Origin of the sequence: Campylobacter sp. 2457A (assembly GCF_020135895.1) — a bacterium.
In the GTDB taxonomy this organism is placed as follows: Bacteria; Campylobacterota; Campylobacteria; order Campylobacterales; family Campylobacteraceae; genus Campylobacter_D; species Campylobacter_D taeniopygiae.
This window is the reverse complement of the sequence record NZ_JACHTO010000002.1, coordinates 11589-32934: the sequence shown is the minus strand read 5'-3', so window position 1 is coordinate 32934 and position 21346 is coordinate 11589. Positions and strand designations below refer to the sequence as shown.

Below are 21346 nucleotides of genomic sequence, written 5' to 3'. Positions count from 1 at the left end.
ATCGAAACTTCATTTCGCACGCACCAACTTCCTTTTTAGCTTGTTTAGTTAAGGGGTGCGGAGGAATAAAGCTAAATTTATAAGGAGAAATCATGGTTAGCATGAGAGATTTATTAGAATGCGGTGTTCATTTTGGACATCAAACAAGAAGATGGAATCCAAAAATGAAGAAATTTATTTTTGGTGAAAGAAAAGGTATCTATGTTATAGATCTACAAAAAACTTTGAGATATTTTAGATACACTTACAATATCGTTCGCGATGCTGCAGCTGAAGGAAAAACTATACTTTTTGTTGGAACAAAAAAACAAGCCGGCGGAGCGATTAAAGAATACGCTGAAAAATGCGGTATGCCTTATGTAAATCACAGATGGTTAGGCGGTATGATGACCAATTTTGGCACTATTCGTCAATCAATTAGAAAATTAGAAGTTATAGAAAAAATGGAAGAAGATGGAAGTATCAAACTTTTAACTAAAAAAGAAGCTTTGATGCTTACAAGAAAAAAAGAAAAATTATTAGCTTATCTTGGAGGAATTCGTCATTTAAAAACTCAACCAGATATGATTTTTGTTATCGATACAGTTAAAGAAAAAATTGCTGTTCAAGAAGCAAATAAATTAAGAATTCCTGTTGTAGCACCTCTTGATACAAATTGTGATCCTGATTTAGTAACTTATCCTATTCCAGGTAATGATGATGCAATTCGTTCTGTTCAACTTTTCTGCCAAGAAATAGCTGAAGCTATCAATGAAGGAAAAAATTTAAGAGAACAAGATGGTGAAGTTCCAGCTACACAAGAGCAAGAAATCACAGAAGAAGAAAAAAAAGAAGTTTTAGATGAAGCTATGAGTGAAGAAGATTTTAAAGAGGAGCAAGAATAATGGCTGAAATTACTGCTGCAATGGTAAAAGAACTCCGCGAAAGTACAGGCGCGGGGATGATGGATTGTAAAAATGCTTTGAGTGAAACCGATGGAGATTTTGACAAAGCAGTTCAGCTTTTAAGAGAAAAAGGATTAGGCAAGGCTGCAAAAAAAGCTGATAGACTTGCTGCTGAAGGTTTAGTGAGTGTTAAAGTTAATGATGATTTTTCAAGTGTAACCATCACTGAGATCAATTCAGAAACTGATTTTGTAGCTAAGAATGATCAATTTATTTCTTTAACTAAAGATACAACAGCACATATTCAAAACAATAGCTTACAAAGTGTTGAAGAACTTCATTCAAGTATGATCAATGGGGTAAAATTTGAAGAATATTTAAAAAGTCAAATTGCAACCATTGGTGAAAACTTGGTTGTAAGAAGATTTGCAACTCTAAAATCAAGTGCTAATGGCGTTGTTAATGGTTACATCCATACAAATGGACGTATAGGTGTTATCATTGCTGCTGCTTGTGATAGTGCTGAAATCGCTTCTAAATCAAGAGATTTTTTAAAACAAATTTGTATGCATATAGCAGCGATGAAACCAAGCTATTTAAGTTATGAAGAATTAGATCTTTCTTTTGTTGAGAGTGAATATAAAGCTTTGGTGTCTGAACTTGAAAAAGAAAATGAAGAAAGACGCAGATTAAAAGATCCAAATAAGCCAGAGCTTAAAATACCTAAATTTGCAAGTAGAAAACAACTTAGTGAAGAAATTTTAAAACAAGCAGAAGAAGATATTAAAGCTGAGCTTAAAGCACAAGGAAAACCTGAAAAAATTTGGGACAATATCATTCCTGGAAAAATGAACAGCTTTATAGCGGATAATTCTCAACTTGATAGTAAATTAACCCTAATGGGACAATTTTATGTTATGGACGATAAAAAAACTATAGAGCAAGTTATCGCTGAAAAGGAAAAAGAATTAGGCGGTAAAATTAAAATCGTGGAATTTATCCGTTTTGAGGTTGGCGAAGGTTTAGAAAAGAAAACTGAAGATTTTGCTGCTGAAGTAGCTGCGCAACTTTAAAAGCGATTATAATGGAACTTTTAAGAGCGGAGAATTTAAGTCATAGCTTTGATTATCCGCTCTTTGAAAATTTAAATTTAACTTTAAAAACTCAAGATTGTATTGCTATAGAGGGGAGTAGTGGTTGTGGAAAATCCACTCTTTTGCATATCCTTTCTTCTTTACTTCAGCCAAATAAAGGCGATGTTTTTTACAAAAATAAGAACCTCTATCATTTAAATGAAAATGAAAGATTAAAAATTCGTCGTTATGATTTTGGTATTATTTTTCAAACACATTATTTATTTAAGGGTTTTTCTGCTTTAGAAAATATAGAACTTGCTAGTGTTTTATCGCACCAAAAATTGGATGAAAAAATTTTAGAAAAACTAGGCATTGATAAGCTTTTAAATCAAAAAATAGGGAAATTAAGCGGTGGGCAACAACAGCGTGTAAGCATAGCTAGAGTGCTTTGTAAAAAACCTAAAATTATTTTTGCAGATGAAGCGACTGGAAATTTAGATTTTGATAATGCTAAAAATGTTATAGAACTTTTAATTAGTTATGTTAAAGAAAATGAAGCGGCTTTATTTTTTGTTACTCATGATCACAATCTTGCAAAATTTTGCGATCAAATTTATACTTTAAAATCAAATGGAATTTGTTAATTATCTAGGCGATAAAAATGTAGCCACTTTTATGCTTCTTTTTGCTAGAATGAGTGGGCTTATAGTTTTTTTTCCTTTTTTTTCTCATAATTCTATTCCTATAGTTATTAAAACAACTTTAGCTTTATTTTTAACTATGTATTTATATCCTTTAGCAAAGCTTGAAAATTTGCATTTGGATGCTTTTTTTGTGATCCAACTTTTAAGCGAAGTGATTTTTGGAATGATCGCAGGTTTGATACTGCAAATTATTTTTGCTATTATTATGATGGCTGGTGAGCAAGTCGCTTTTATCATGGGATTTACAATGGCTAATGTCTTAGATCCAAGCTCGGGTACAAATATGCCAATCACATCTCAAATTTTGCATCTAATTGCTTTGTTGTTTTTTCTAGCTTTTAATGGACATCATTTGATACTTTTATTTTTAAGTTATTCTTTGGGTTATATTGATTTGGGGGCTTTTTATCCTCAAGAAAATTTAATGCATTATTTAAATTCGGGTATTTTAAATATTTTTATTATAGGTTTTACCATGAGTTTTCCTATACTTGGAATTTCTTTGCTTACTGATACTATTTTTGGACTTTTGATGAAAACTATGCCACAATTTAATCTTTTGGTTATTGGTTATCCTATTAAAATCGCTTTAGGGATTATTGTTTTAATAGTTATTTTAATTGTGATGATGGAGTATTTTAAGGATTTGATATTAGAAGCAATCACTCATATGCAAACTCTCTTTTTTGTCTAAGCAAAGGATAAATGAAAATTTTGTAGAATAGTGATTATTTTTAAGGATAAGCGATGAAAATTTTACTTTTAAATGAGAATTCTGTAGTTTCAAGATTGATAAGTCTGAGTGCTAAAAAAATGTCTTATGAATTTGAAGAGCTTAATACTTATAGTGAAGATTTAGGTCATTATGATGTTATTGTAGTTGATAGTGATATTCCAGCTCCCTTAAAGGTTTTAAAAGAAAAATGTGATAAATTGATATTTTTAGCACCACGTAATCAAAATGTTGATATTGATGCGCAAATTTTATACAAGCCTTTTTTACCTACGGATTTTTTAAATTTATTAAATGGAGAAAATTTAAAAATCGACGATACCATTACTACAACAGCTATTGAAGATTCTGATGATGAAACTAGCAAAAACGAACTTGATATAGGCGATTTAAATTTAGATTCTCATAGTGAATCTAGTGAAGATGAAATTAAAATCGATGATTTGAATTTTGATGAGGAAAATTTAGGTGAGGAAAATTTAAATCTTGAAGAAGCAAAGGAAGAAAATTCTATAAACGAAGAAGAATTAGGAAATTTTGATGATCTTGAAGAAGTTAAAGATCAAGAAAATTCTTCAAATGAAGAATTAGAAAATTTTGAAAATCTTGAAGAAAATGAAATTGCAGAATCAAGCGAAAAAACAGAAGAGATTAAAGAGGATTCTCAAGTATCGCAAGAAAATCAAGATGAGTTAGAAATCGATAATGATTTTAAACTCGAAGAAAATATCGATGAACTAGATGAAGAAGAAAAGACATCAGAAGAAAGTGACATTGATGATAATGAAATTTTAGATCATGATGAAAATTTACAAGATGATGATCTTTCATCGCAAGAAGAAAATTTAGATGAAGAATCAGAACAAACCAATATTCAAGAAGAATCTTTTGAGGATGAATTGCCTATAGTTGAAGAACAAGAAAAAGAAGTCGATTTTGATGATATTCCAGAAGATGCGGAATTTTTAGGACAAAGCAAAGAAGACGCAGAAGAATCAGAAGAGGAAATTTTACCTGTAATTGAAGAGGAAGAAACTTCAGAAGAAGATTTAATCAATGATTTTGGAAATTTAAGTACTCAAGATCAGATAAAAGAAGAATTAGCCCAGCTTGATGAGCTTGAATATGAGATTGATGAAGATGATAGCCCTCAAATTTTAGAGGATTTTAAAGACAAACCTGTTTTTGATGAAAAAGAATTACAAATTGATGAGGAAGAAGTCGTGGTTCCAAATTTAGCAGTGAGTGAATTAGATAGTATTAAAGAAAGCGATATACAACAAGCTTTAGGTGAAGCAATAACGCAAGAAGAAACGATCGAAGAATTAGCATCTAATGATCAAGATACTAAGATGTCAGAAACGGACAGTGAAGAAATTGTCAATGAATTGAGTCAAAGTATTGCAGGAGCGATTACTTCAAGTATTAAAGATAATACCTTAAAAGCAGCTCTTAAGGGTATGAATATGAACATCAACATTAATGTTACGTTTAATGAGGAATAATATTTGAAAAATTTCATTTTATTAGTGTCAGGACCTAGCGGAGCGGGTAAATCCACACTTTTAAAAAAGCTTTTTGAAGAATTTAAGTCAGATTTATATTTTTCAATTTCATCTACAACTAGATCTCCAAGAGAGGGTGAAAGACACGGAGAGCATTATTATTTTGTTAGTCATGAAGAATTTCAAGAAGATATAAAAAATGACTATTTTTTAGAATGGGCTAAGGTGCATGAAAATTTTTATGGAACTTCATTGCGATACACGCAAGAAGCGCTTAATAATGGAAAAATAGTCGTTCTTGATATAGATGTGCAAGGATATAAAATAGCCAAAAAAAAGTTGCAAGATAAAATTGTTTCCGTTTTTATCACAACAAAGGATAAAGAAGAATTAAAAAAAAGACTTATTAAGCGAAATACTGATACAATAATACAACTAGAAAAAAGATTAGAGAATGCAAGCGATGAAATGAAAGAGCTTTGCGAGTATGATTATTTGATCATCAATGATAAACTCGATCAAAGTTATGAAGCATTGCGAGCAATTTTAGTCGCCCATAGGTTAAGAACAAAGGGGCAAGATCTAGATCAAATTCAAAATACTTGGAATAAAGGAGAATAAAATGGGTGGTTGGTCAAGTCCTAGTCATTGGTTGATTATTTTATTAATTGTTGTATTGCTTTTTGGAGCGAAAAAAATTCCAGAACTTGCAAAGGGTTTAGGCAAGGGTATAAAAACCTTTAAAGATGAGATGAATAGCGATGATGAAACAGCTAAAAATACTCAAAAAATCGAAGAAAAGCAAAATAAAGAAAATAATACAAGCATTGATGCAAATATAGACGAAACGAAAAAAGCTTAAGGTTTTTTCTTGAAAAGTATTATTTTTAACGAAATTAAAAAAGTTTTAGGATGTGATTTTATTCTTGAAAATCCTAAGGATAAAAACTTAGCACATTTTGCCACTCCTTTAGCTTTTTCTTTAGCTAAAGAGTTAAAAAAATCTCCTATGATTATAGCTAATGATTTGGCACAAAAATTTCAAAATCATCATTGTTTTGAAAAAGTTGAAGCCATCAATGGTTATCTTAATTTTAGAATTTCAAAAAACTTTTTAAATGAGCTTGTAACTCAAGCTTTAAAAAATCCAAATGAATTTGCCAAAGATGAGGGTAAAACTCAAACTTTTTTACTTGAATACGTGAGTGCAAATCCTACAGGTCCTTTGCATATAGGCCATGCAAGAGGAGCTATCTTTGGTGATACTTTAGCGAGAGTAGCAAGGCATTTAGGTTATAAATTTGATACAGAGTATTATGTCAATGATGCGGGAAATCAAATTTATCTTCTTGGACTTTCTGTTTTATTGAGTGTAAAAGAGAAAATTTTAAAAGAAGAAGTAGAGTATCCAGAGCAATATTACAAGGGCGATTATATCAGCGATTTGGCTGAAGAGGCTTATAAAGAATTTGGAAAAGAATTCTTTAAAGAAGAAAATATCCCTTCTTTATCAGATTGGGCAAAAGATAAAATGCTGATTCTAATCAAGCAAAATTTAGATCAAGCAAAAATCAAAATCGATAATTATGTAAGCGAAAGATCTTATTATGATGCTTTAAATGCGACTTTAGAGGCCTTAAAAGAGCATCAAGGTATTTATGAAAAAGAGGGAAAAATTTGGTTAGCTTCTTCTTTAAAAGGAGATGAAAAAGATCGTGTGATTATCCGCGAGGATGGTCGTGGAACTTATTTAGCTGCTGATATAGTGTATCATAAAGATAAAATGAGTCGATCTTATGATAAGTGTATCAATATTTGGGGAGCTGATCATCACGGATACATTCCTAGAATGAAAGCTGCTATGGATTATTTAGGTTTTAATCCAGATGATCTTGAAATCATTTTAGCACAGATGGTTTCCTTGCTTAAAGATGGTGAGCCTTACAAGATGAGTAAAAGAGCAGGAAATTTCATCTTAATGAGTGATGTTTTAAATGAAATTGGCGCAGATGCATTGCGTTATATATTCTTAAGTAAAAGATGTGATACTCATTTAGAATTTGATGTGAGTGATCTACAAAAGGAAGATAATTCCAATCCTGTTTTTTATATCAATTATGCCCATGCAAGAATTCATCAAGTTTTTGCAAAGGCAAATAAAAGCGTCGCAGATGTGATTGAGGCTGATTTGGAAAGTTTAAACCAAGATGGGACTAATTTGCTTTTTGAAGCTTTAAATTTGAAAGCGATTTTAAATGATGCTTTTGAGAGTCGATCTTTGCAAAAAATTCCAGATTATCTAAAAAATTTAGCAGCAAGTTTTCATAAATTTTACAATGAAAATAAAGTAGTGGGCACTGAAAATGAGAAAAGTTTATTAAAATTATTTGCTATGGTTGCCTTAAGCATAAGAACTGCTTTTGCTTTGATGGGGATTGAAGCAAAAAATAGAATGGATCATTAAATCCATTCTAAAAATTGAGCAAAATCACAGCCGCTATAGTTAAAAAAACGCCACAAATTCCTATTTTATTTAATTTTTCTTTATATAAAATCCACCCTCCAGCACACGTTCCGATAATCCCTATAGCACCCCAAGTCGAATAAGCAATACTTAAAGGCACGTATTTTAAAGCAAAAGAGAGTAGAAAAAAGGCTAAGATAGCACTAAAAATAGCAGCAACTCCCCAAAATTTATGTTTAAAGCCATTAGATTTTTTAAGTAATAAATTTGCAAAGATGTCTAAAAATGCAGATAAAATAATAATTAAAAAATAAAATTTCACTCTTTAATTTCTCCGATATTAATCATAATAATCCCAGCAATAGAACAAACAATGCCTAAAATTTGAGTCAAGGTTAAATTCTCTTTAAAAACGATAAAAGAAACTAAAAGGATAAGAATCACGCCTAGTAATTCCCAAATCGCATAAGCGATCCCAATTTGAATTTTTGTGATGGCTTTGCTTAGAAAAAAATAAGAAAAACCGATAAACATAGCCATAAAAAAATAACCCAAAATCACGTTTTCCATTTTTAAAAAACTTGTGCCCAAAACTTCAAAAACAATAGCACATATTAAAAAAAACCAAGCTTTTAAAAGTCCCTTTTTTTCTGCAATCACTCCAATCCTTTTTAAAATTAAGTGCTGAAATCATATCATTTAAAGCTTTAATCAGCCTTTTTGTTTTATACTTTCAAGCGTAAAAATCTTTAAGAAAGTGAGAAACTTATGGGACGAGCGTTCGAATACCGAAGAGCTTCTAAGGAGGCTAGATGGGATAAGATGAGTAAGCTTTTTCCTAAGCTTGCTAAGGCTATACAAGTAGCAGCCAAAGAAGGCGGGCCTGATCCTGATATGAATCCAAAATTAAGAAGTGCTATAGCGACTGCTAAAGCTAATAATATGCCTAAAGATAACATTGATGCGGCGATTAAACGTGCGAGTGGTAAAGATAGTGTGGATATAAAAAATATCCATTATGAAGGAAAAGCAGCGCATGGGGTTTTAGTGATCGTTGAATGCATGACAGATAATCCTACTAGAACAGTGGCAAATGTAAAAGCAATTTTCAGTAAAAATGGTGGAGAAATTTTGCAAAATGGATCCTTAGGCTTTATGTTTAATCGAAAAGCGGTTTTTCATCTTGAAAAATTTACAGGAGATTTAGAGGAATTAGAACTTGATCTAATCGATGCTGGTCTTGAAGAATTAGAACAAAATGAAGAAGAATTAGTTATCAGTGGAGATTATACTGCCTTTGGAGAATTAAGCTCGGCTATAGAGGCTAAAGGTTTGGTGCTTAAAAAAGCCGGACTTGAATACATCGCTAACAATCCTTTAAGTTTTAGCGAAGAGCAACTTAACGATATAGAAAAGCTTTTAGATAAACTTGAAGAAGACGATGACGTTCAAGCTGTTTATACCAATATAGAATAAGGAGAAAAAATGCTTAAGCAAATCGATACTACTAATGCAGACAAATATAAATTTGCTTTAATCAAAACAGAAAAAGGCACAATGAAACTCGAGCTTTTTGCAGATGAAGCTCCTCAAACGGTTTGCAATTTTGCTAATCTAGCCAATGAAGGATTTTACAAAGATCTAACCTTTCATAGAGTGATTCCAAATTTTGTTGTGCAAGGAGGCTGTCCTTATGGTAATGGCATAGGCGGGCCTGGTTATGAAATTCCTTGCGAATGCGATGATCAAAAGCATAAGCATTTACGCGGAACTTTATCAATGGCACACGCAGGAAGAGATACCGGTGGATCGCAATTTTTTATTTGTCATAGCCCACAACCTCACTTAGATGGAGTGCATACTGTGTTTGGACAAATTGACTTAGAAGATGAAGAAAGTTTAGAGGTGCTAGACTCAATACGCCAAGGCGATAAAATTTTAGATATAGAAATTACTAGCAAAAAATGATTAATATAATCTAAATTAAAGCTTTTTTTTCTTAAAATAACCCTTTTTATTTCAATGAAATATTTACAAGGAGTTATTATTATGAAAACTAAGTTTTCAATTATTTTGAGTGCTTGTATTCTTTCATCATCACTTTTTGCACAAACTACAGATGATGAAATCACTAAGCTTCAAAAACAGCTTGCAAAAATTCAAGCCGAATTAAAAGAAATCAGAAAAGAAAGAGAAGCACAAGCTAAGCAAAACAAAGAAGTTAATGCTGAACTTGCTGATCTTAACGATAGAGCAGATGATAATGAATTCCAAGCTGCTTTAAGCAAAGTTAAATTCGGACTTGAATTCTCAAATGCCGTTTCAAACACAAACTACAAACTTCCTACCACAAGTTATCATGCAAATAACAAGTGGATGATGGAACTTCATTTAAATATGAATGCAGATATCAATGAAAAAACTAAATTCTATGGTCGCTTGTCTATGGCTAAAAACTGGTCTCAAATGGGATGGGGTGGAACTCCTTATGATTTAGATGCAGGAAGAAACACAAGAACAAGTGGTCCTATCCTTTATGTAGATAGAGCTTATCTTGATTATTACATCACACCTGAGTGGATTGCAACTATAGGAAGACAACCTGGAACTGATGGTCCTGGAACAAATCTTAGAAACAATGCTTTAAGACAATCAACCTATCCAGCTTTAGCGATCAATGCCTTAGGTGATGCTGCGGTTATCACTTACAAACCTGAAAGCTTACAAGATTATAAAGTAGCTATCCGTGCTGCTTATGGTAAGACTTATCAATGGGATGAAGAAGGAAAAGTAAGAGATTGGATGAGTGATCAACAAGATGCGGATGCAAATCTTTACTATGCAGCTGTAGAAGGAGAACTTCCTTTAGGTAGTATGGGAAATAACTTGATTATTTTCAATATAGCACGTATGACTGATTTCTCTTTACCGATTGATCTTGGTAATTCTGCGATGAATAGTTTAATCGGTGGAGCAGGTGTTAAAAATCTAGGTGATGCAACTATTGCCAATATCCATTTTGAAAACTACAATACTTTCGGAACCGACTTTAACTGGTTTGCGTCTTTAGGGTATTACAATGGAAGTAATGCGAATGCTTATTGGTCGCCATTAGCTAATGGCAGAGCTAGTTCTTTAGCATTTAACGAAAAAGATGGTTATGCGGTGCATGTAGGCGGACGCTATGACTTTACTAAAGCTTTAAAAGTAGGTTATGAGTTCTTCTGGGGTAGCAGATACTGGTATACTATGAGTCGTCCAAGCATCAACGATCCACTTAATATAAGAATGACTAGAGGTATAGCAAATGATTTCTACGTGATTTATCAGCTTGATAGATATCAATTCTTAAGATTAAGCTATACCAATATCCAAAACAAATGGGGAAATCGTGGATTGCCACTTGGTGGAGCTAAGAAAGAAAAATCAAGAGCTGATAATGTTATGTTAATGTATAATGTGAAATTTTAAGGGGTGAGTGATATGAAAAAATTACTTTTTTTGGGTTTATTGCCTATCATTGCTTTAGCTGATTGTGCTAGTTTAATGGCAAAGTATGAAGCTCCAGAACCAGAATCAAAAACAATGAAACAAATTGAACGTTGGATCAATAAAAAAGTTAAAGACGCAAACGACGCTGCTGTTTTAAAAGAGTGCATGGTTGCTCGTGCAGCAGATAATCCAAATCAAGTTTCAGTTGCTGGTAAATAATAAAAGCGGTTTAAAGCCGCTTTTATCTTTTTTTAACTTCTTTAAATTTTAGAAATTTTCCTACAATTTATATTTTTTATTTTAAAAATTTGTTATAATAGATCAATTTTAATCACAAAGAAATATATATGCAAAAGCCTGATATACAAAGTTTAACTAACTTTCTTATAGTCTATACTAAAACTTTATTAGGAGCTGGAACTTATACATCTAGGGTAGCTAAATGTGTAGGAAGGATCGCTGAAGTTTATGGTTATGAGATCAATATCAATTTCTTTTTTCACCACATCACTTTAAATATTGTTGATAAAAGTGATAATTCTTTGCATAGAACTTATGTTATCCCTAATCATCATGCTTATATTAATTTCAAAATCATTTTGGATTTGAGTGCTTTAAGTTGGGCTATATATGATCATAAATATGATCTTGAAAAAGCAAAAGCTATATTTGATCAAGTTACTCATCAAGAAAAGCGTTCTTTTATAGTTACTCTTATTTTGGTTTCTATTGCAAATTCGGCTTTTTGTAGGCTTTTTGGAGGGGATTTTGGTTCGGGTGTTTTGGTGTGTTTTGGAACTTTTTTGGGTTTAATTTTAAGATTTTTATTGACAAAAATCAAAATAGATTTAAGAATTCAATACATCATTTGCTCTTTTGTTTCTTCGGGTTTTGTTTTTTTAGGGCTTAATATGGGCTATACTAATACATCTGATGTGGCTTTAGGTTCTAGTATTTTGTATCTTATCCCTGGTGTTTTTTTTATTAATTCAGTTATTGATATACTTAAAGATCATATTTTAATGGGTGTAAGTCGTATTATTAGCGTTGCGATTTTGATTTCTTGTATCGCTCTTGGAATTTACATGACACTTAGTTTATCAAATTTTGGAATTTTAAAATGATAGAATTTGTTTTAAAAGATATGTTTTTTGCTGCTTTGGCTGGTTTTGGATTTGCCTATGCTTGTAATCCTCCTTTAAAAACGTTGATCGCTTCTGCGTTCTTAGCGGCTATTGCCCATGGCTTTCGTTTTGTTTTAACAGAATACTTTCACTTTCAAACTTTAGCAATAGCAACTTTTATGGCCTCTTTTTGTATAGGTTGTTTGGGTATAATTTTGGCTAAGATTATGAAAACTCCTGCAGAAATTATCGCATTTCCTGCACTTATACCGATGATCCCAGGAATTTATGCTTATAAGGCGATTTTGCATCTGATTTCTTTTATACGCAGTGAAGATCTTCAAGCTAAAACTGATTTTTTGGTGCAATTTTTTGATTATTTTTTAACTACTGTTTCTGTAACTTTAGCTTTGGCTATAGGGGTGAGTGTGACTTTGCTTATCTTTTTTGAGCAAAGTTTCATGATGACAAGACACGCAAATCAGGATTAAATTTTAAAAAATAATTGCAAAAAGCTTGTTTTTTCTTAAATTTTTATTCTTTTATTATACAATAAAAATAAAAAGGATAAAAATGCAAAAGTATCTATCGCACAAACCTCTAGTTAAAAAATGCCACGATCATCATCACGATCACTACCATCATCATGATCATTCGGATGCGCGTAATGTGGATAAGAAAATTTTAAAAATATCCCTTATTATGACTTTTTTAATGATGCTTGTGCAATTTGTGTATTCTATACTTTCAAATTCTTTAGCATTATTAAGCGATACTTTGCATATGTTTTCCGATGTTTTTGCCTTAGCCCTTAGTTTTTTTGCGATCATTGCGATTGAAAAATTTAAAGACAAGCAAAAAACCTTTGGTTATTTTAGATTAGAAATTTTAGTGGCTTTTATCAATGCTTTAACGATTATATTATCTGCAATTTTTATCATCTATGAAAGCATAGAAAAATTATTTTATCCAGTAAATATAGATGCAAAAACTATGATTGTAGTTGCAATTTTAGGTTTTTTAGTCAATGCTTTTAATACTTTTTTGATGTTTAAGGGTGCAAATTTAGATAATGTCAATATGAAGTCCGCTTTTTTGCACATGATGAGTGATTTGCTTGGATCTTTAGTTGTGATTATAGGTGGAGTCGTTGTTTATTATACTCAAATTGTTTATATTGATACGATTTTAGCTTTGATTTTATCTCTTTTACTTTTAAGGTGGTCGATTAAGTTATTAAGAAAAAGTATCAATATTTTATTAGAAACTTCACCTGTGGATGTAAAAAGTGTTGAAGAGTTGATTTTAAAGCACCATCAAGTGAGTAAAATTTTGGATTTACATATCGTAGAAATTACAAATAAAATGTTTGTGGCAACTTTACATATCGAAGTGGATATTAAAGAATTGTTAGAATTTGAAAAGCTTTATCAAGAGCTTTCAAGTGAGCTTTTAGAGCATTTTAATATAGGACATATTACAATACAACCAAGTATCATAAGAAAGGAAGACTCATGAAATTTAAAGTAAAAAATGTCAATTGTATAAATTGTGTCAATTTGATAAAAAATTCCTTGCAAGATGAATATGGTTTAATCGATATAGATTTGGAGAATAAAATTTTAAGTGTAAATTTACAAGAAGAGAATTTGGAAAATTTTAAAAATGAATTTCAAGAATTAGGATTTGAGATCGTAGAGCGTATGTAAAAATGCAAGAATTTCGTGTCAAAATAGGAAAGATGACTTGTGTCAATTGCTCTAATGCCATAGAAAGAGCATGCAAAAAAATAGAAGGCGTTGAAGAAGCTAGTGTTTCTTATGTGAATTCGAGTGGAATTTTTCTCATCCAAAAGGATGAAAAACGCAAAGAAATTTTAGCAAAAATAAAAAATTTGGGCTTTGAAATTTTAGAAGATGAGCAAAGCTTGGAAGAGTATAAAATAAAAAAACACATCGAGCTTAGAAAAAATTTACTTTTAAGCATAGTTTTAAGTGTTGTTGTGATGTATTTTGAAATGTTTGATCAAAGTTTTTTTTCACAAAATATGCAAATGTTTTTAAGCTTTTTTGGGATTTTTTATTGCGGGAGAGATTTTTTTTCTCATGCTTTTTTGGGATTGAAAAATAAAAATTTAGATATGAACACTCTTATTGTTTTAGGGGTGATGAGTGCTTTTGTGTATTCTTGTTTGATTTATTTTAGAATTTTTGATGAAAAGCATTTGTATTTTAGCGGTGCTATGATGATTATCTCCTTTGTGCTTTTAGGAAAATATCTTGAAAATAAAATCAAACTCAAGGCTGAAAGCTATCAAAAAAATCTTGAAAAAATTGATACAAAAAAGGCAAGAATTTTACTTGAAAACGATGAAGTTAAGGAAATTTCTAGTGCCTTTGTTAAGGCCGGAGATGTTATTTTAGTCAAAGAAGGTGAAAGTATCGTTGCTGATGGGGCGATTTTAAGCGGAAGTGCTGAAGTAGATATGAGCTTTTTAAATGGAGAATTTTTTCCTGTTTTAAAAAAAGAAAACGATGAGGTGCAAGCAGGTGGTATTGTTTTAAATGGTATGCTAAAAATTAAAGCAAATAAAAAAGCAATGGATAGCACTTTAGAACAAATTAAAAATTTAGTTTTTTATGCAGGAAATATAAAAACTCCATTGGCAACTTTAGCGGATAAAATTTCTAAATATTTTGTTGCATCTATCATCATTTTAGCTTTGTGTGTATTTTTATTTTGGCTTTTTAGAGCAAATTTAAATACAGCTTTTTTGCGTGCTTGTGCTGTGCTTTTAATCTCTTGTCCTTGCGCTTTAGGGCTTGCAACGCCTATTGCTTTAGTTGTAGCAAGTTCAAATGCAGCTAAAAATTTTATTTTGCTTAAAAATCCTGCCGCTTTAGAAAAGTTAAGCCAAATCAAACTTGCTTATTTTGATAAAACCGGAACTTTAACTAAAGAAGAATTAGAGATCATTAAGCACAATCTAAATCAAGATGATTTTCAAAAACTTTGTGAGATAGAGACTTTAAGTTCTCATCCTATTGCAAAAAGTTTGAGTAAAAATACCCATGTTGAGTTAAAAGGCGAGGGTGAGATTGTCGTTGGTGCAGGTATAATTTATAAAGAAAATGATGATACGTATTTTATAGGAAGTCGGTATTTTTTAGATAGCAAAGGCCTAGATACTAAAGAATGCGATCATTTTTTTAATCAATTTAAAAATTTAAGCAGTATCAAGGTGTATTTCGCAAAAAATTCTCATTGTTTAGGGGGAGTTTTGCTTGATAGTTCTTTAAAAGAGGGTGCAAGAGAACTCATAGTAGGATTAAAAAAACAAGGGATTAAAAGTGTTATTTTAAGTGGAGACAATCAAGAAAGTGTTGAAAAAATAGCCAAAGAATTAGATATTGATGATTTTTATGCGCAATTAAAGCCAGAAGAAAAATTGCAAATCATTAAAAATTCTAAAGAAGCTTTGTTTATAGGAGATGGTTTAAATGACGCAGCGGGATTATCTTTAGCAAGTGTGAGTATGAGTTTTTCAAAGGCTAATGAATTGGCTAAAAAAACAGGGGATTTTATTTTGATTAAGGAAAATTTAGCAAATATTTTATATTGTTTTTCTCTTTCTAAAAAAACAAGAAAAATAATCAAATTAAATCTTTTTTGGGCTTTTATCTATAATACACTTTGTATTCCTATCGCAGCGGGTTTTGTGCCTTTCATAGCTTTAAGTCCGCATTTTGCAGCTTTGGCTATGTGTTTTAGTTCTATAACAGTTGTGCTTAATTCTTTGCGGTTAAAAAATATTTGATTATTCTTGAATTTGAGGCTCTCCAAAGCAATCTTTTAAAGCCTCTTTAACATCTTCTTCGGGATTAAATTTTTTAGCACCTTGCTTGAGTTCATTAAAAGATGAATTAAGATCGAGTTTTGAATTTGAAAGAGTGCTAGGTTCTTGAGTGATGGATTGGAGTTTGCTTTCATCAATGACTATTTCTTTTTGCACAGCAATTTTTGCATTTTGTCCTAATTTATCTTTTAAAAGCTCTTGTATGAGTTTAAAGCCTTTATTAAGTTGGGTACGATTTTCCCCTGTTGCATTAGAACTTATCGTTAAAATCTCATCTTCATAACTGATAAATCGAGTGCTTTTTTCAAAACATTCCCCAAGTTCATAATCTCTATCGTATATAGCTTCTAAAAGCAATTCATAGGCATTTTTTGCTTTTGGTTTTTCCTCAATTTTTTGTTCTAAAATCGGTGTGATTTTTGGAGTGATATTTTCAGCTTTTTTTTGCTCCATTTCATTGATTTGTGTATCAATTTCTTTAAGATAACTTGCTTCCATCATCATAAAAGCCATCACACAAAGCGTAAAGCCATCATCATCGCAAATCATATTTTTAGCACGAGCTAAAATACGGAAAAATCTTTCATAAATTAGAGTTGAAAATTCAGTGCTTCTAGCAAAAAAACTTTCTTTAAGATAAAATAGCATCTCATCTATAACGCTAGAGGCTTCATATTCTTTAAGCTCATCTAAAAACTCAAAAACTTTTTCTTTGTTTTTAGTCAAAATAGCATGGTAAAATTCTTTGATTTTATTTGGATCTAAAAAGCCTAACATATCAGTGATTTTAAGTACGCTAATATCATTTTGACAAAAAATAATAGCTTGATCAAGCAAAGTCAGCGTATCTCTTAAAGATCCATTGCCACTTCTTGCAAGAAATTTTAAAGCTTCTTCTTCAAAACGAACATTTTCTTTGATGAGAATCTCTTTAAGATGATTTTGAATTTCGCTTTGTGGAATTTGCTTAAAGCGAAAATGTTGAGTCCTTGATAAAACCGTAGCGGGAAGTTTTAAAGGGTCGGTGGTTGCAAGTATAAATTTTACATAACTTGGCGGTTCTTCTAAGGTTTTTAAAAGTGCGTTTGCAGCTTGAGGGGTAAGCATATGCACTTCATCGATAATGAAAATTTTAAAACGAGCCATAGAAGGAGCGTATTTAGTTTGTTCGATCAAAGCTTGTATATCTTCAAGACCACGATTGCTTGCCGCATCCATTTCTATGATATCAATGTGTTTTCCCTCTAAAGCCGCGATACACTGCCTACAAGTTCCACAAGGAGTATCGCTAGGCCCTTGATCGCAAACCAAAGCTCGAGAAAAAATTCTAGCACTAGAGGTTTTTCCACTACCTCTTAAACCTGAAAAAAGATAAGCATGGGCTAGGCGGTTGTTATTGAGTGCGTATTTTAAACTTGTGCTAACAGTTTTTTGCCCTATAAGCTCATCAAAGGTTTTTGGTCTATATTTAACGGCTAGTGCTTGAAGCATTTTTACTCATTCATTATAGATAAAAGTTCGACATTGTCTTTAGTTTTTAGCATTTTAGAATATAAAAATTTAAGTGCTTCAACATCATCCATTTGAGAAATAGCCGAGCGTATTGCCCAAATTTTTTGAAGTTCCCCAACACCTTGTAAAAGTTCTTCTTTTCTTGTTCCTGATTTGATGATATTGATTGCAGGATAAATTCTTCTATCAGAAATATTTCTATCAAGTACGATTTCACTATTTCCCGTTCCTTTGAATTCTTCAAAAATCACATCATCCATTCTAGAACCGGTGTCGATTAATGCTGTAGCTATGATGGTTAAAGATCCACCATTTTCTATATTTCTAGCGGCACCAAAAAAGCGTTTTGGTTTATGGAGTGCGTTTGCATCTACACCACCACTTAAAACTTTTCCGCTGCTAGGAGTTGCTGTATTGTAAGCTCTAGCAAGTCTTGTGATGCTATCAAGTAAAATGATGACATCCTTGCCTGTTTCAACCATTCTTTTTGCTTTTTCTATAACAAGTTCTGCAACGCGAACGTGATTATAAGCAGGTAAATCAAAAGTGGAGCTAAAAACTTCACCCTTAACGCAACGTTGCATATCGGTTACTTCCTCAGGTCTTTCATCAACCAAAAGAACGATTAAATGCATTTCTGGGTGATTTCTAGCAATTGCAGCTGCTAATTCTTTCATGAGTTCTGTTTTACCCGTTCTAGGTGGTGCTACGATAAGCCCACGTTGCCCTTTTCCTATAGGGGTAAAAAGATCTAAAACGCGTCCTGTTAATTTCATAGGATCGTATTCGAGTTTGATTTTTTCAGTAGGGAAAATCGGAGTTAGATTGTCAAATAATGGCCTTTCTTTAGCTTCTTGTAAAGGCATATAATTGATCGCTTCGATTTTTAAAAGCGCGTAATACTTTTCTTGATCTTTAGGTTCTCTAACTTGTCCTGTGACGATATCGCCTACACGCAATGCAAATTTACGGATTTGAGAATTAGAAACATAAGCATCATTAACACTATCGCTTAAGTTAGAATCCATACCTCTTAAAAAGCCATAACCTTCACTTGAAATTTCTAAAATTCCGGTAAAAAGTATAAAGCCGCCTTTTTTAGTTTGTGCTTTTAAAATCTCAAAAATAAGTTCTTGGCGACGAAATTCGCGTGGATTTTCTATTTCGCATTCGTTTGCAATTTTGACTAAATTTTCTAAATCAAGTAATTTTAAGTCTTCTATTTTATAACCCTCAACTGGAATATGGGTTCTTTGATGTTGTTTTTTTTCTTTTTCCATAAGCCCTCGCAAGAAATTATGCAGTCATTTGCAGTAGTAAATTAAAATTGTGATTTTAATAAAAAAATATACTTTTTGTCAAATAATTTGCATATATTTGTTTATAATTATAAAAAAATATTTTTTAAAGATTAATTATGAAATGTGAACATTGTAGATTAAGTTATCAAAAATCCCAAATGATTCTTTATAAAGATAAATTTTTTTGTTGTAAAGGATGTGAGAGTGTTTGGAAAATCTTGCATGAAACGGGCTTGGATGAATTTTATGAAAGATTAGGAGATCGATCTTTAAAGCCTGTAAATTTAGAATTTTCAAATAAAAATTATGATGAATTTATCACTCAAACTAAGGAAGGTTTTAGTGAAATTTATCTTATGATTCATGGTATTGAATGTTCAGCTTGTGTGTGGCTTAATGAAAAGATTTTAATCAAACAGCAAGGAATTTTAGAACTAGATATCAATCATTTAAGCCATAAAGCAAGGATAGTTTTCGATAAAGAAAGCATTTCTTTGAGTCAAATTTTAAATTTAATCGAAAGCATAGGCTATAAAGCAAGTGCGTATAATCCTGCTAAAAGCTCGAAAAAAGCTGATTTGATGAAAAGGGAATTTTATTCTAAGCTTGTAGTGGGTATTGCTTGTGTGATGAATATCATGTGGATTGCAGTGGCAAAATATGCTGGTTTTTTTAGCGGTATGGATAGAGATACAAAGGATATTTTGAATTTTTTTGAATTCATTCTTTGCTCTCCTGTTCTTTTTTATACCGGATCTAATTTTTATAAAAGTGCTTTGAGATCTTTAAAACTTAAAAGCCTTAATATGGATACTTTAGTCATTAGCGGCGCTACTTTGGCGTATAGCTATTCTTTATGGGCTATGTTTTCAAGATCTTCTGAGGTTTATTTTGATTCGGTTGCGATGATTATTTGCTTTGTATTTATAGGAAAATATCTTGAAATGTTTAGCAAAAAACGCGCTCTAGACACTATAGACGGTTTGAATGATTTTTTGCAAAATGAGGTTATGGTTTTTAATGGAAAAGATTTTAGTCCTAAAGAAGTGCAAAAAGTGTGTGTGGGGGATAGGATTTTACTCAAAAGTGGAGATAAAATTTTAATCGATGGAATTTGTAAAAAAGGTGAAGCAAGTATTGATACTTCATCCTTAAGTGGAGAAAACGAGCCTTGTTTGGTTAAGCAAGGAGATGTGATCAATTCTGCTTGTATTGTTTTAGATGGAAGTATTGAATATGAGGCGAGTAAAATTTATAATGATTCTAAATTAAGTCAAATCATAAAGCTTTTGGAATTTGCAAGTATGAAAAAAGCAAAACTTGAAAGTTTGGTTTCTCAAATTTCTTCTTATTTTTCTCGCGTGGTTTTAAGTTTTGCTTTGATATGCTTTTTGGTGTGGTTTTTTTATTATAAGGCTGGAATTGAAATTTCTTTAATCAATGCCATTTCAGTTTTAATCATAGCTTGTCCTTGTGCTTTAGCTTTGGCTACTCCAGTTAGCAATCTTGTAGCACTTGGTAGAGCACTAAAAAAAGCAATTTTATTTAAGAGTTCAAGTGTGGTTGAAGATCTTTCAAAATGCAATATGGTTGTGTTTGATAAAACAGGAGTTTTAACTAAGCCTAATTTAGAGGTGAAAGATTTTTTCTTGCATGAAAAATTAAATATTGATGAAATTTATACCTTTGTTTCGCTTTCAAATCATCCGATTTCAAAAAGTGTCGCGCAATTTTTAAGTAAAAATAAAAACGCTAAACGTTTAAATTTGGATTTTAAAGAAGTGAGTAATATACAAGCAAAGGGCATTAAGGCTGTAATAAGCGATAAAGTTTTTTTAGGTGGAAATTTGAAATTTTTACAAGAAAATAACATAGTTTTTGATAAAGAATTTAATAATTCTCATTTTATTTTTGCTAAAAATGATGAGGTTTTGGCTTATTTTGAATTTTCAAGTGTTTTAAGAGAAGGGGCTAAAGACTTGATCACTTATCTTAAATCTATAAAAACTCAAGTGATGATTTTAAGCGGCGATAATTATAAAGCAGTTGAAAAAATTGCTAATGAGCTTGAAATTTCAGATTTTAAAGCTGCTTGTTTGCCTGAAGAAAAAATGCAAACCATAGAGCAACTAAGTCAAAATAAAAAAGTTTTGTTTGTGGGTGATGGGGTTAATGATGCTTTGGCATTAAAATACGCTGCTGTTTCTGTAAGTTTGCGTGAAGGAAGTGATTTGGCGATCGAAAATAGTGATATTTTGCTTTTAAAAAATGATTTAAATTCTTTAAAAAATGCTATACAAATTTCAAAAAATACTTATAAAATCATCAAGCAAAATTTAGCTCTTTCTTTACTTTATAATGCCTGTACTATACCTTTGGCTTTTTTAGGACTTATCAATCCTTTAATTGCAGCGATTTCTATGTCTTTTAGTAGTATAATGGTGGTTTTAAATGCTTTAAGGATAAAAAATGAATAGTGTGATTACGATGATGATAGCTGTTTCAATTCTTGGTTTTTGTGTGATTTTAGCTATCTTGCTTTGGGGAATAAAAACTAAACAATTTGATGATGATTACAAATTTGTTACTTTAAATGATGATGAAGAGTCTTTACGTGATGCTATAGAGCTTGAAAATCGTAAAAAAAAGGCTTTAAAAGATAAAAAAGATTGAGCTTTCATTATAAAAATGAAAG

General features: G+C 31.3%; 23 protein-coding genes. 19 read left to right on the top strand and 4 right to left on the bottom strand.

The genetic code is table 11. The features are described from left to right. Positions 1-92 precede the first annotated feature (92 nt). From rpsB to argS, 8 genes are read left to right on the top strand one after another with little or no spacing between them, the layout of a single operon-like run. Complete coding sequence (gene rpsB / locus H2280_RS01000; RefSeq protein WP_137623517.1) at positions 93-884, top strand: 30S ribosomal protein S2; 792 nt, start codon at positions 93-95, stop codon at positions 882-884. Continuing rightward, entirely contained in the window at positions 884-1957 is a 1074-nt protein-coding gene (gene tsf, locus H2280_RS00995; RefSeq protein ID WP_337215410.1) for a translation elongation factor Ts, read from the top strand. Before rpsB ends, tsf begins: the two co-directional genes overlap by 1 nt. 11 nt (positions 1958-1968) lie before the next feature. Beyond that, on the top strand, positions 1969-2604 hold the full coding sequence (locus H2280_RS00990) for an ABC transporter ATP-binding protein (RefSeq protein ID WP_137623515.1): 636 nt from the start codon (positions 1969-1971) through the stop codon (positions 2602-2604). Further along, the gene (gene fliR / locus H2280_RS00985; RefSeq protein WP_137623514.1) at positions 2591-3358 is read left to right on the top strand and encodes a flagellar biosynthetic protein FliR; all 768 of its coding nucleotides are present in this window, start codon (positions 2591-2593) and stop codon (positions 3356-3358) included. Before H2280_RS00990 ends, fliR begins: the two co-directional genes overlap by 14 nt. Positions 3359-3411: 53 nt before the next feature. Then, entirely contained in the window at positions 3412-4902 is a 1491-nt protein-coding gene (locus tag H2280_RS00980; RefSeq protein WP_337215409.1) for a hypothetical protein, read from the top strand. A 3-nt stretch (positions 4903-4905) separates the two neighbouring features. After that, a complete protein-coding gene (gmk, locus tag H2280_RS00975) occupies positions 4906-5523 on the top strand; it encodes a guanylate kinase (protein ID WP_137623512.1) in 618 nt (205 codons plus the stop codon). A gap of 1 nt (position 5524) precedes the next feature. After that, complete coding sequence (locus H2280_RS00970; RefSeq protein ID WP_337195317.1) at positions 5525-5764, top strand: Sec-independent protein translocase subunit TatA/TatB; 240 nt, start codon at positions 5525-5527, stop codon at positions 5762-5764. Between the two features lie 9 nt (positions 5765-5773). Beyond that, positions 5774-7366, top strand: coding sequence for an arginine--tRNA ligase (gene argS, locus H2280_RS00965; protein WP_137623510.1), 1593 nt, complete (start codon positions 5774-5776; stop codon positions 7364-7366). Between the two features lie 7 nt (positions 7367-7373). On the opposite strand, the gene H2280_RS00960 is transcribed toward argS, so the two are convergent. Next, positions 7374-7688 carry a DMT family transporter gene (locus H2280_RS00960; protein WP_442862333.1) on the bottom strand — a complete coding sequence of 105 codons (315 nt, stop codon included), beginning with the start codon at positions 7686-7688 and terminating at the stop codon, positions 7374-7376. Continuing rightward, positions 7685-8026, bottom strand: coding sequence for a DMT family transporter (locus H2280_RS00955; protein WP_337195315.1), 342 nt, complete (start codon positions 8024-8026; stop codon positions 7685-7687). Before H2280_RS00955 ends, H2280_RS00960 begins: the two co-directional genes overlap by 4 nt. A gap of 108 nt (positions 8027-8134) precedes the next feature. Here H2280_RS00955 and H2280_RS00950 point away from each other — a divergent pair, with 108 nt between their 5' ends. From H2280_RS00950 to H2280_RS00910, 9 genes are all read left to right on the top strand, one after another. Beyond that, complete coding sequence (locus H2280_RS00950) at positions 8135-8842, top strand: YebC/PmpR family DNA-binding transcriptional regulator (RefSeq protein WP_337195314.1); 708 nt, start codon at positions 8135-8137, stop codon at positions 8840-8842. 9 nt (positions 8843-8851) lie between these two features. Beyond that, complete coding sequence (locus H2280_RS00945; protein WP_337195313.1) at positions 8852-9334, top strand: peptidylprolyl isomerase; 483 nt, start codon at positions 8852-8854, stop codon at positions 9332-9334. 81 nt (positions 9335-9415) lie between these two features. Continuing rightward, on the top strand, positions 9416-10837 hold the full coding sequence (omp50, locus tag H2280_RS00940) for an outer membrane tyrosine kinase (protein WP_337215408.1): 1422 nt from the start codon (positions 9416-9418) through the stop codon (positions 10835-10837). A 12-nt stretch (positions 10838-10849) separates the two neighbouring features. Beyond that, positions 10850-11077 (top strand): hypothetical protein, encoded by a 228-nt coding sequence (locus H2280_RS00935; protein ID WP_137623505.1) that lies wholly within the window; start codon positions 10850-10852, stop codon positions 11075-11077. Positions 11078-11205: 128 nt separating this feature from the next. Further along, complete coding sequence (locus H2280_RS00930; protein ID WP_137623504.1) at positions 11206-11982, top strand: threonine/serine ThrE exporter family protein; 777 nt, start codon at positions 11206-11208, stop codon at positions 11980-11982. Next, the gene (locus H2280_RS00925) at positions 11979-12473 is read left to right on the top strand and encodes a threonine/serine exporter family protein (protein WP_137623503.1); all 495 of its coding nucleotides are present in this window, start codon (positions 11979-11981) and stop codon (positions 12471-12473) included. The genes H2280_RS00930 and H2280_RS00925 overlap by 4 nt, the downstream gene beginning before the upstream one ends. Positions 12474-12555: 82 nt before the next feature. Then, on the top strand, positions 12556-13500 hold the full coding sequence (locus H2280_RS00920; protein WP_337215407.1) for a cation diffusion facilitator family transporter: 945 nt from the start codon (positions 12556-12558) through the stop codon (positions 13498-13500). After that, positions 13497-13691: a heavy-metal-associated domain-containing protein gene (locus H2280_RS00915; protein ID WP_337215406.1), complete on the top strand. Its 195-nt coding sequence runs from the start codon at positions 13497-13499 to the stop codon at positions 13689-13691. Before H2280_RS00920 ends, H2280_RS00915 begins: the two co-directional genes overlap by 4 nt. A gap of 2 nt (positions 13692-13693) precedes the next feature. Next, positions 13694-15799 (top strand): heavy metal translocating P-type ATPase, encoded by a 2106-nt coding sequence (locus H2280_RS00910; protein ID WP_337215405.1) that lies wholly within the window; start codon positions 13694-13696, stop codon positions 15797-15799. Here the strand turns inward: H2280_RS00910 and H2280_RS00905 are convergent, their stop codons facing one another. Both H2280_RS00905 and rho read right to left on the bottom strand, forming a co-directional pair. Further along, positions 15800-17329: a DNA polymerase III subunit gamma/tau gene (locus H2280_RS00905; RefSeq protein WP_337215404.1), complete on the bottom strand. Its 1530-nt coding sequence runs from the start codon at positions 17327-17329 to the stop codon at positions 15800-15802. 2 nt (positions 17330-17331) lie between these two features. After that, complete coding sequence (rho, locus tag H2280_RS00900) at positions 17332-18630, bottom strand: transcription termination factor Rho (protein ID WP_137623498.1); 1299 nt, start codon at positions 18628-18630, stop codon at positions 17332-17334. A gap of 137 nt (positions 18631-18767) precedes the next feature. On the opposite strand from rho, the gene H2280_RS00895 reads away from it, so the two are divergent. After that, positions 18768-21128, top strand: coding sequence for a heavy metal translocating P-type ATPase (locus tag H2280_RS00895; protein ID WP_337215403.1), 2361 nt, complete (start codon positions 18768-18770; stop codon positions 21126-21128). Beyond that, positions 21121-21324: a cbb3-type cytochrome oxidase assembly protein gene (locus H2280_RS00890; protein WP_137623496.1), complete on the top strand. Its 204-nt coding sequence runs from the start codon at positions 21121-21123 to the stop codon at positions 21322-21324. Before H2280_RS00895 ends, H2280_RS00890 begins: the two co-directional genes overlap by 8 nt. Positions 21325-21346: the final 22 nt, after the last annotated feature.

Coding starts and splice junctions, on each gene's coding strand:
- rpsB (WP_137623517.1), top strand. CDS start 93: ATGGTTAGCATGAGAGATTTATTAGAATGCGGTGTTCATTTTGGACAT.
- tsf (WP_337215410.1), top strand. CDS start 884: ATGGCTGAAATTACTGCTGCAATGGTAAAAGAACTCCGCGAAAGTACA.
- H2280_RS00990 (WP_137623515.1), top strand. CDS start 1,969: ATGGAACTTTTAAGAGCGGAGAATTTAAGTCATAGCTTTGATTATCCG.
- fliR (WP_137623514.1), top strand. CDS start 2,591: ATGGAATTTGTTAATTATCTAGGCGATAAAAATGTAGCCACTTTTATG.
- H2280_RS00980 (WP_337215409.1), top strand. CDS start 3,412: ATGAAAATTTTACTTTTAAATGAGAATTCTGTAGTTTCAAGATTGATA.
- H2280_RS00970 (WP_337195317.1), top strand. CDS start 5,525: ATGGGTGGTTGGTCAAGTCCTAGTCATTGGTTGATTATTTTATTAATT.
- H2280_RS00950 (WP_337195314.1), top strand. CDS start 8,135: ATGGGACGAGCGTTCGAATACCGAAGAGCTTCTAAGGAGGCTAGATGG.
- H2280_RS00945 (WP_337195313.1), top strand. CDS start 8,852: ATGCTTAAGCAAATCGATACTACTAATGCAGACAAATATAAATTTGCT.
- omp50 (WP_337215408.1), top strand. CDS start 9,416: ATGAAAACTAAGTTTTCAATTATTTTGAGTGCTTGTATTCTTTCATCA.
- H2280_RS00935 (WP_137623505.1), top strand. CDS start 10,850: ATGAAAAAATTACTTTTTTTGGGTTTATTGCCTATCATTGCTTTAGCT.
- H2280_RS00930 (WP_137623504.1), top strand. CDS start 11,206: ATGCAAAAGCCTGATATACAAAGTTTAACTAACTTTCTTATAGTCTAT.
- H2280_RS00925 (WP_137623503.1), top strand. CDS start 11,979: ATGATAGAATTTGTTTTAAAAGATATGTTTTTTGCTGCTTTGGCTGGT.
- H2280_RS00920 (WP_337215407.1), top strand. CDS start 12,556: ATGCAAAAGTATCTATCGCACAAACCTCTAGTTAAAAAATGCCACGAT.
- H2280_RS00915 (WP_337215406.1), top strand. CDS start 13,497: ATGAAATTTAAAGTAAAAAATGTCAATTGTATAAATTGTGTCAATTTG.
- H2280_RS00910 (WP_337215405.1), top strand. CDS start 13,694: ATGCAAGAATTTCGTGTCAAAATAGGAAAGATGACTTGTGTCAATTGC.
- H2280_RS00905 (WP_337215404.1), bottom strand. CDS start 17,329: ATGCTTCAAGCACTAGCCGTTAAATATAGACCAAAAACCTTTGATGAG.
- rho (WP_137623498.1), bottom strand. CDS start 18,630: ATGGAAAAAGAAAAAAAACAACATCAAAGAACCCATATTCCAGTTGAG.
- H2280_RS00895 (WP_337215403.1), top strand. CDS start 18,768: ATGAAATGTGAACATTGTAGATTAAGTTATCAAAAATCCCAAATGATT.
- H2280_RS00890 (WP_137623496.1), top strand. CDS start 21,121: ATGAATAGTGTGATTACGATGATGATAGCTGTTTCAATTCTTGGTTTT.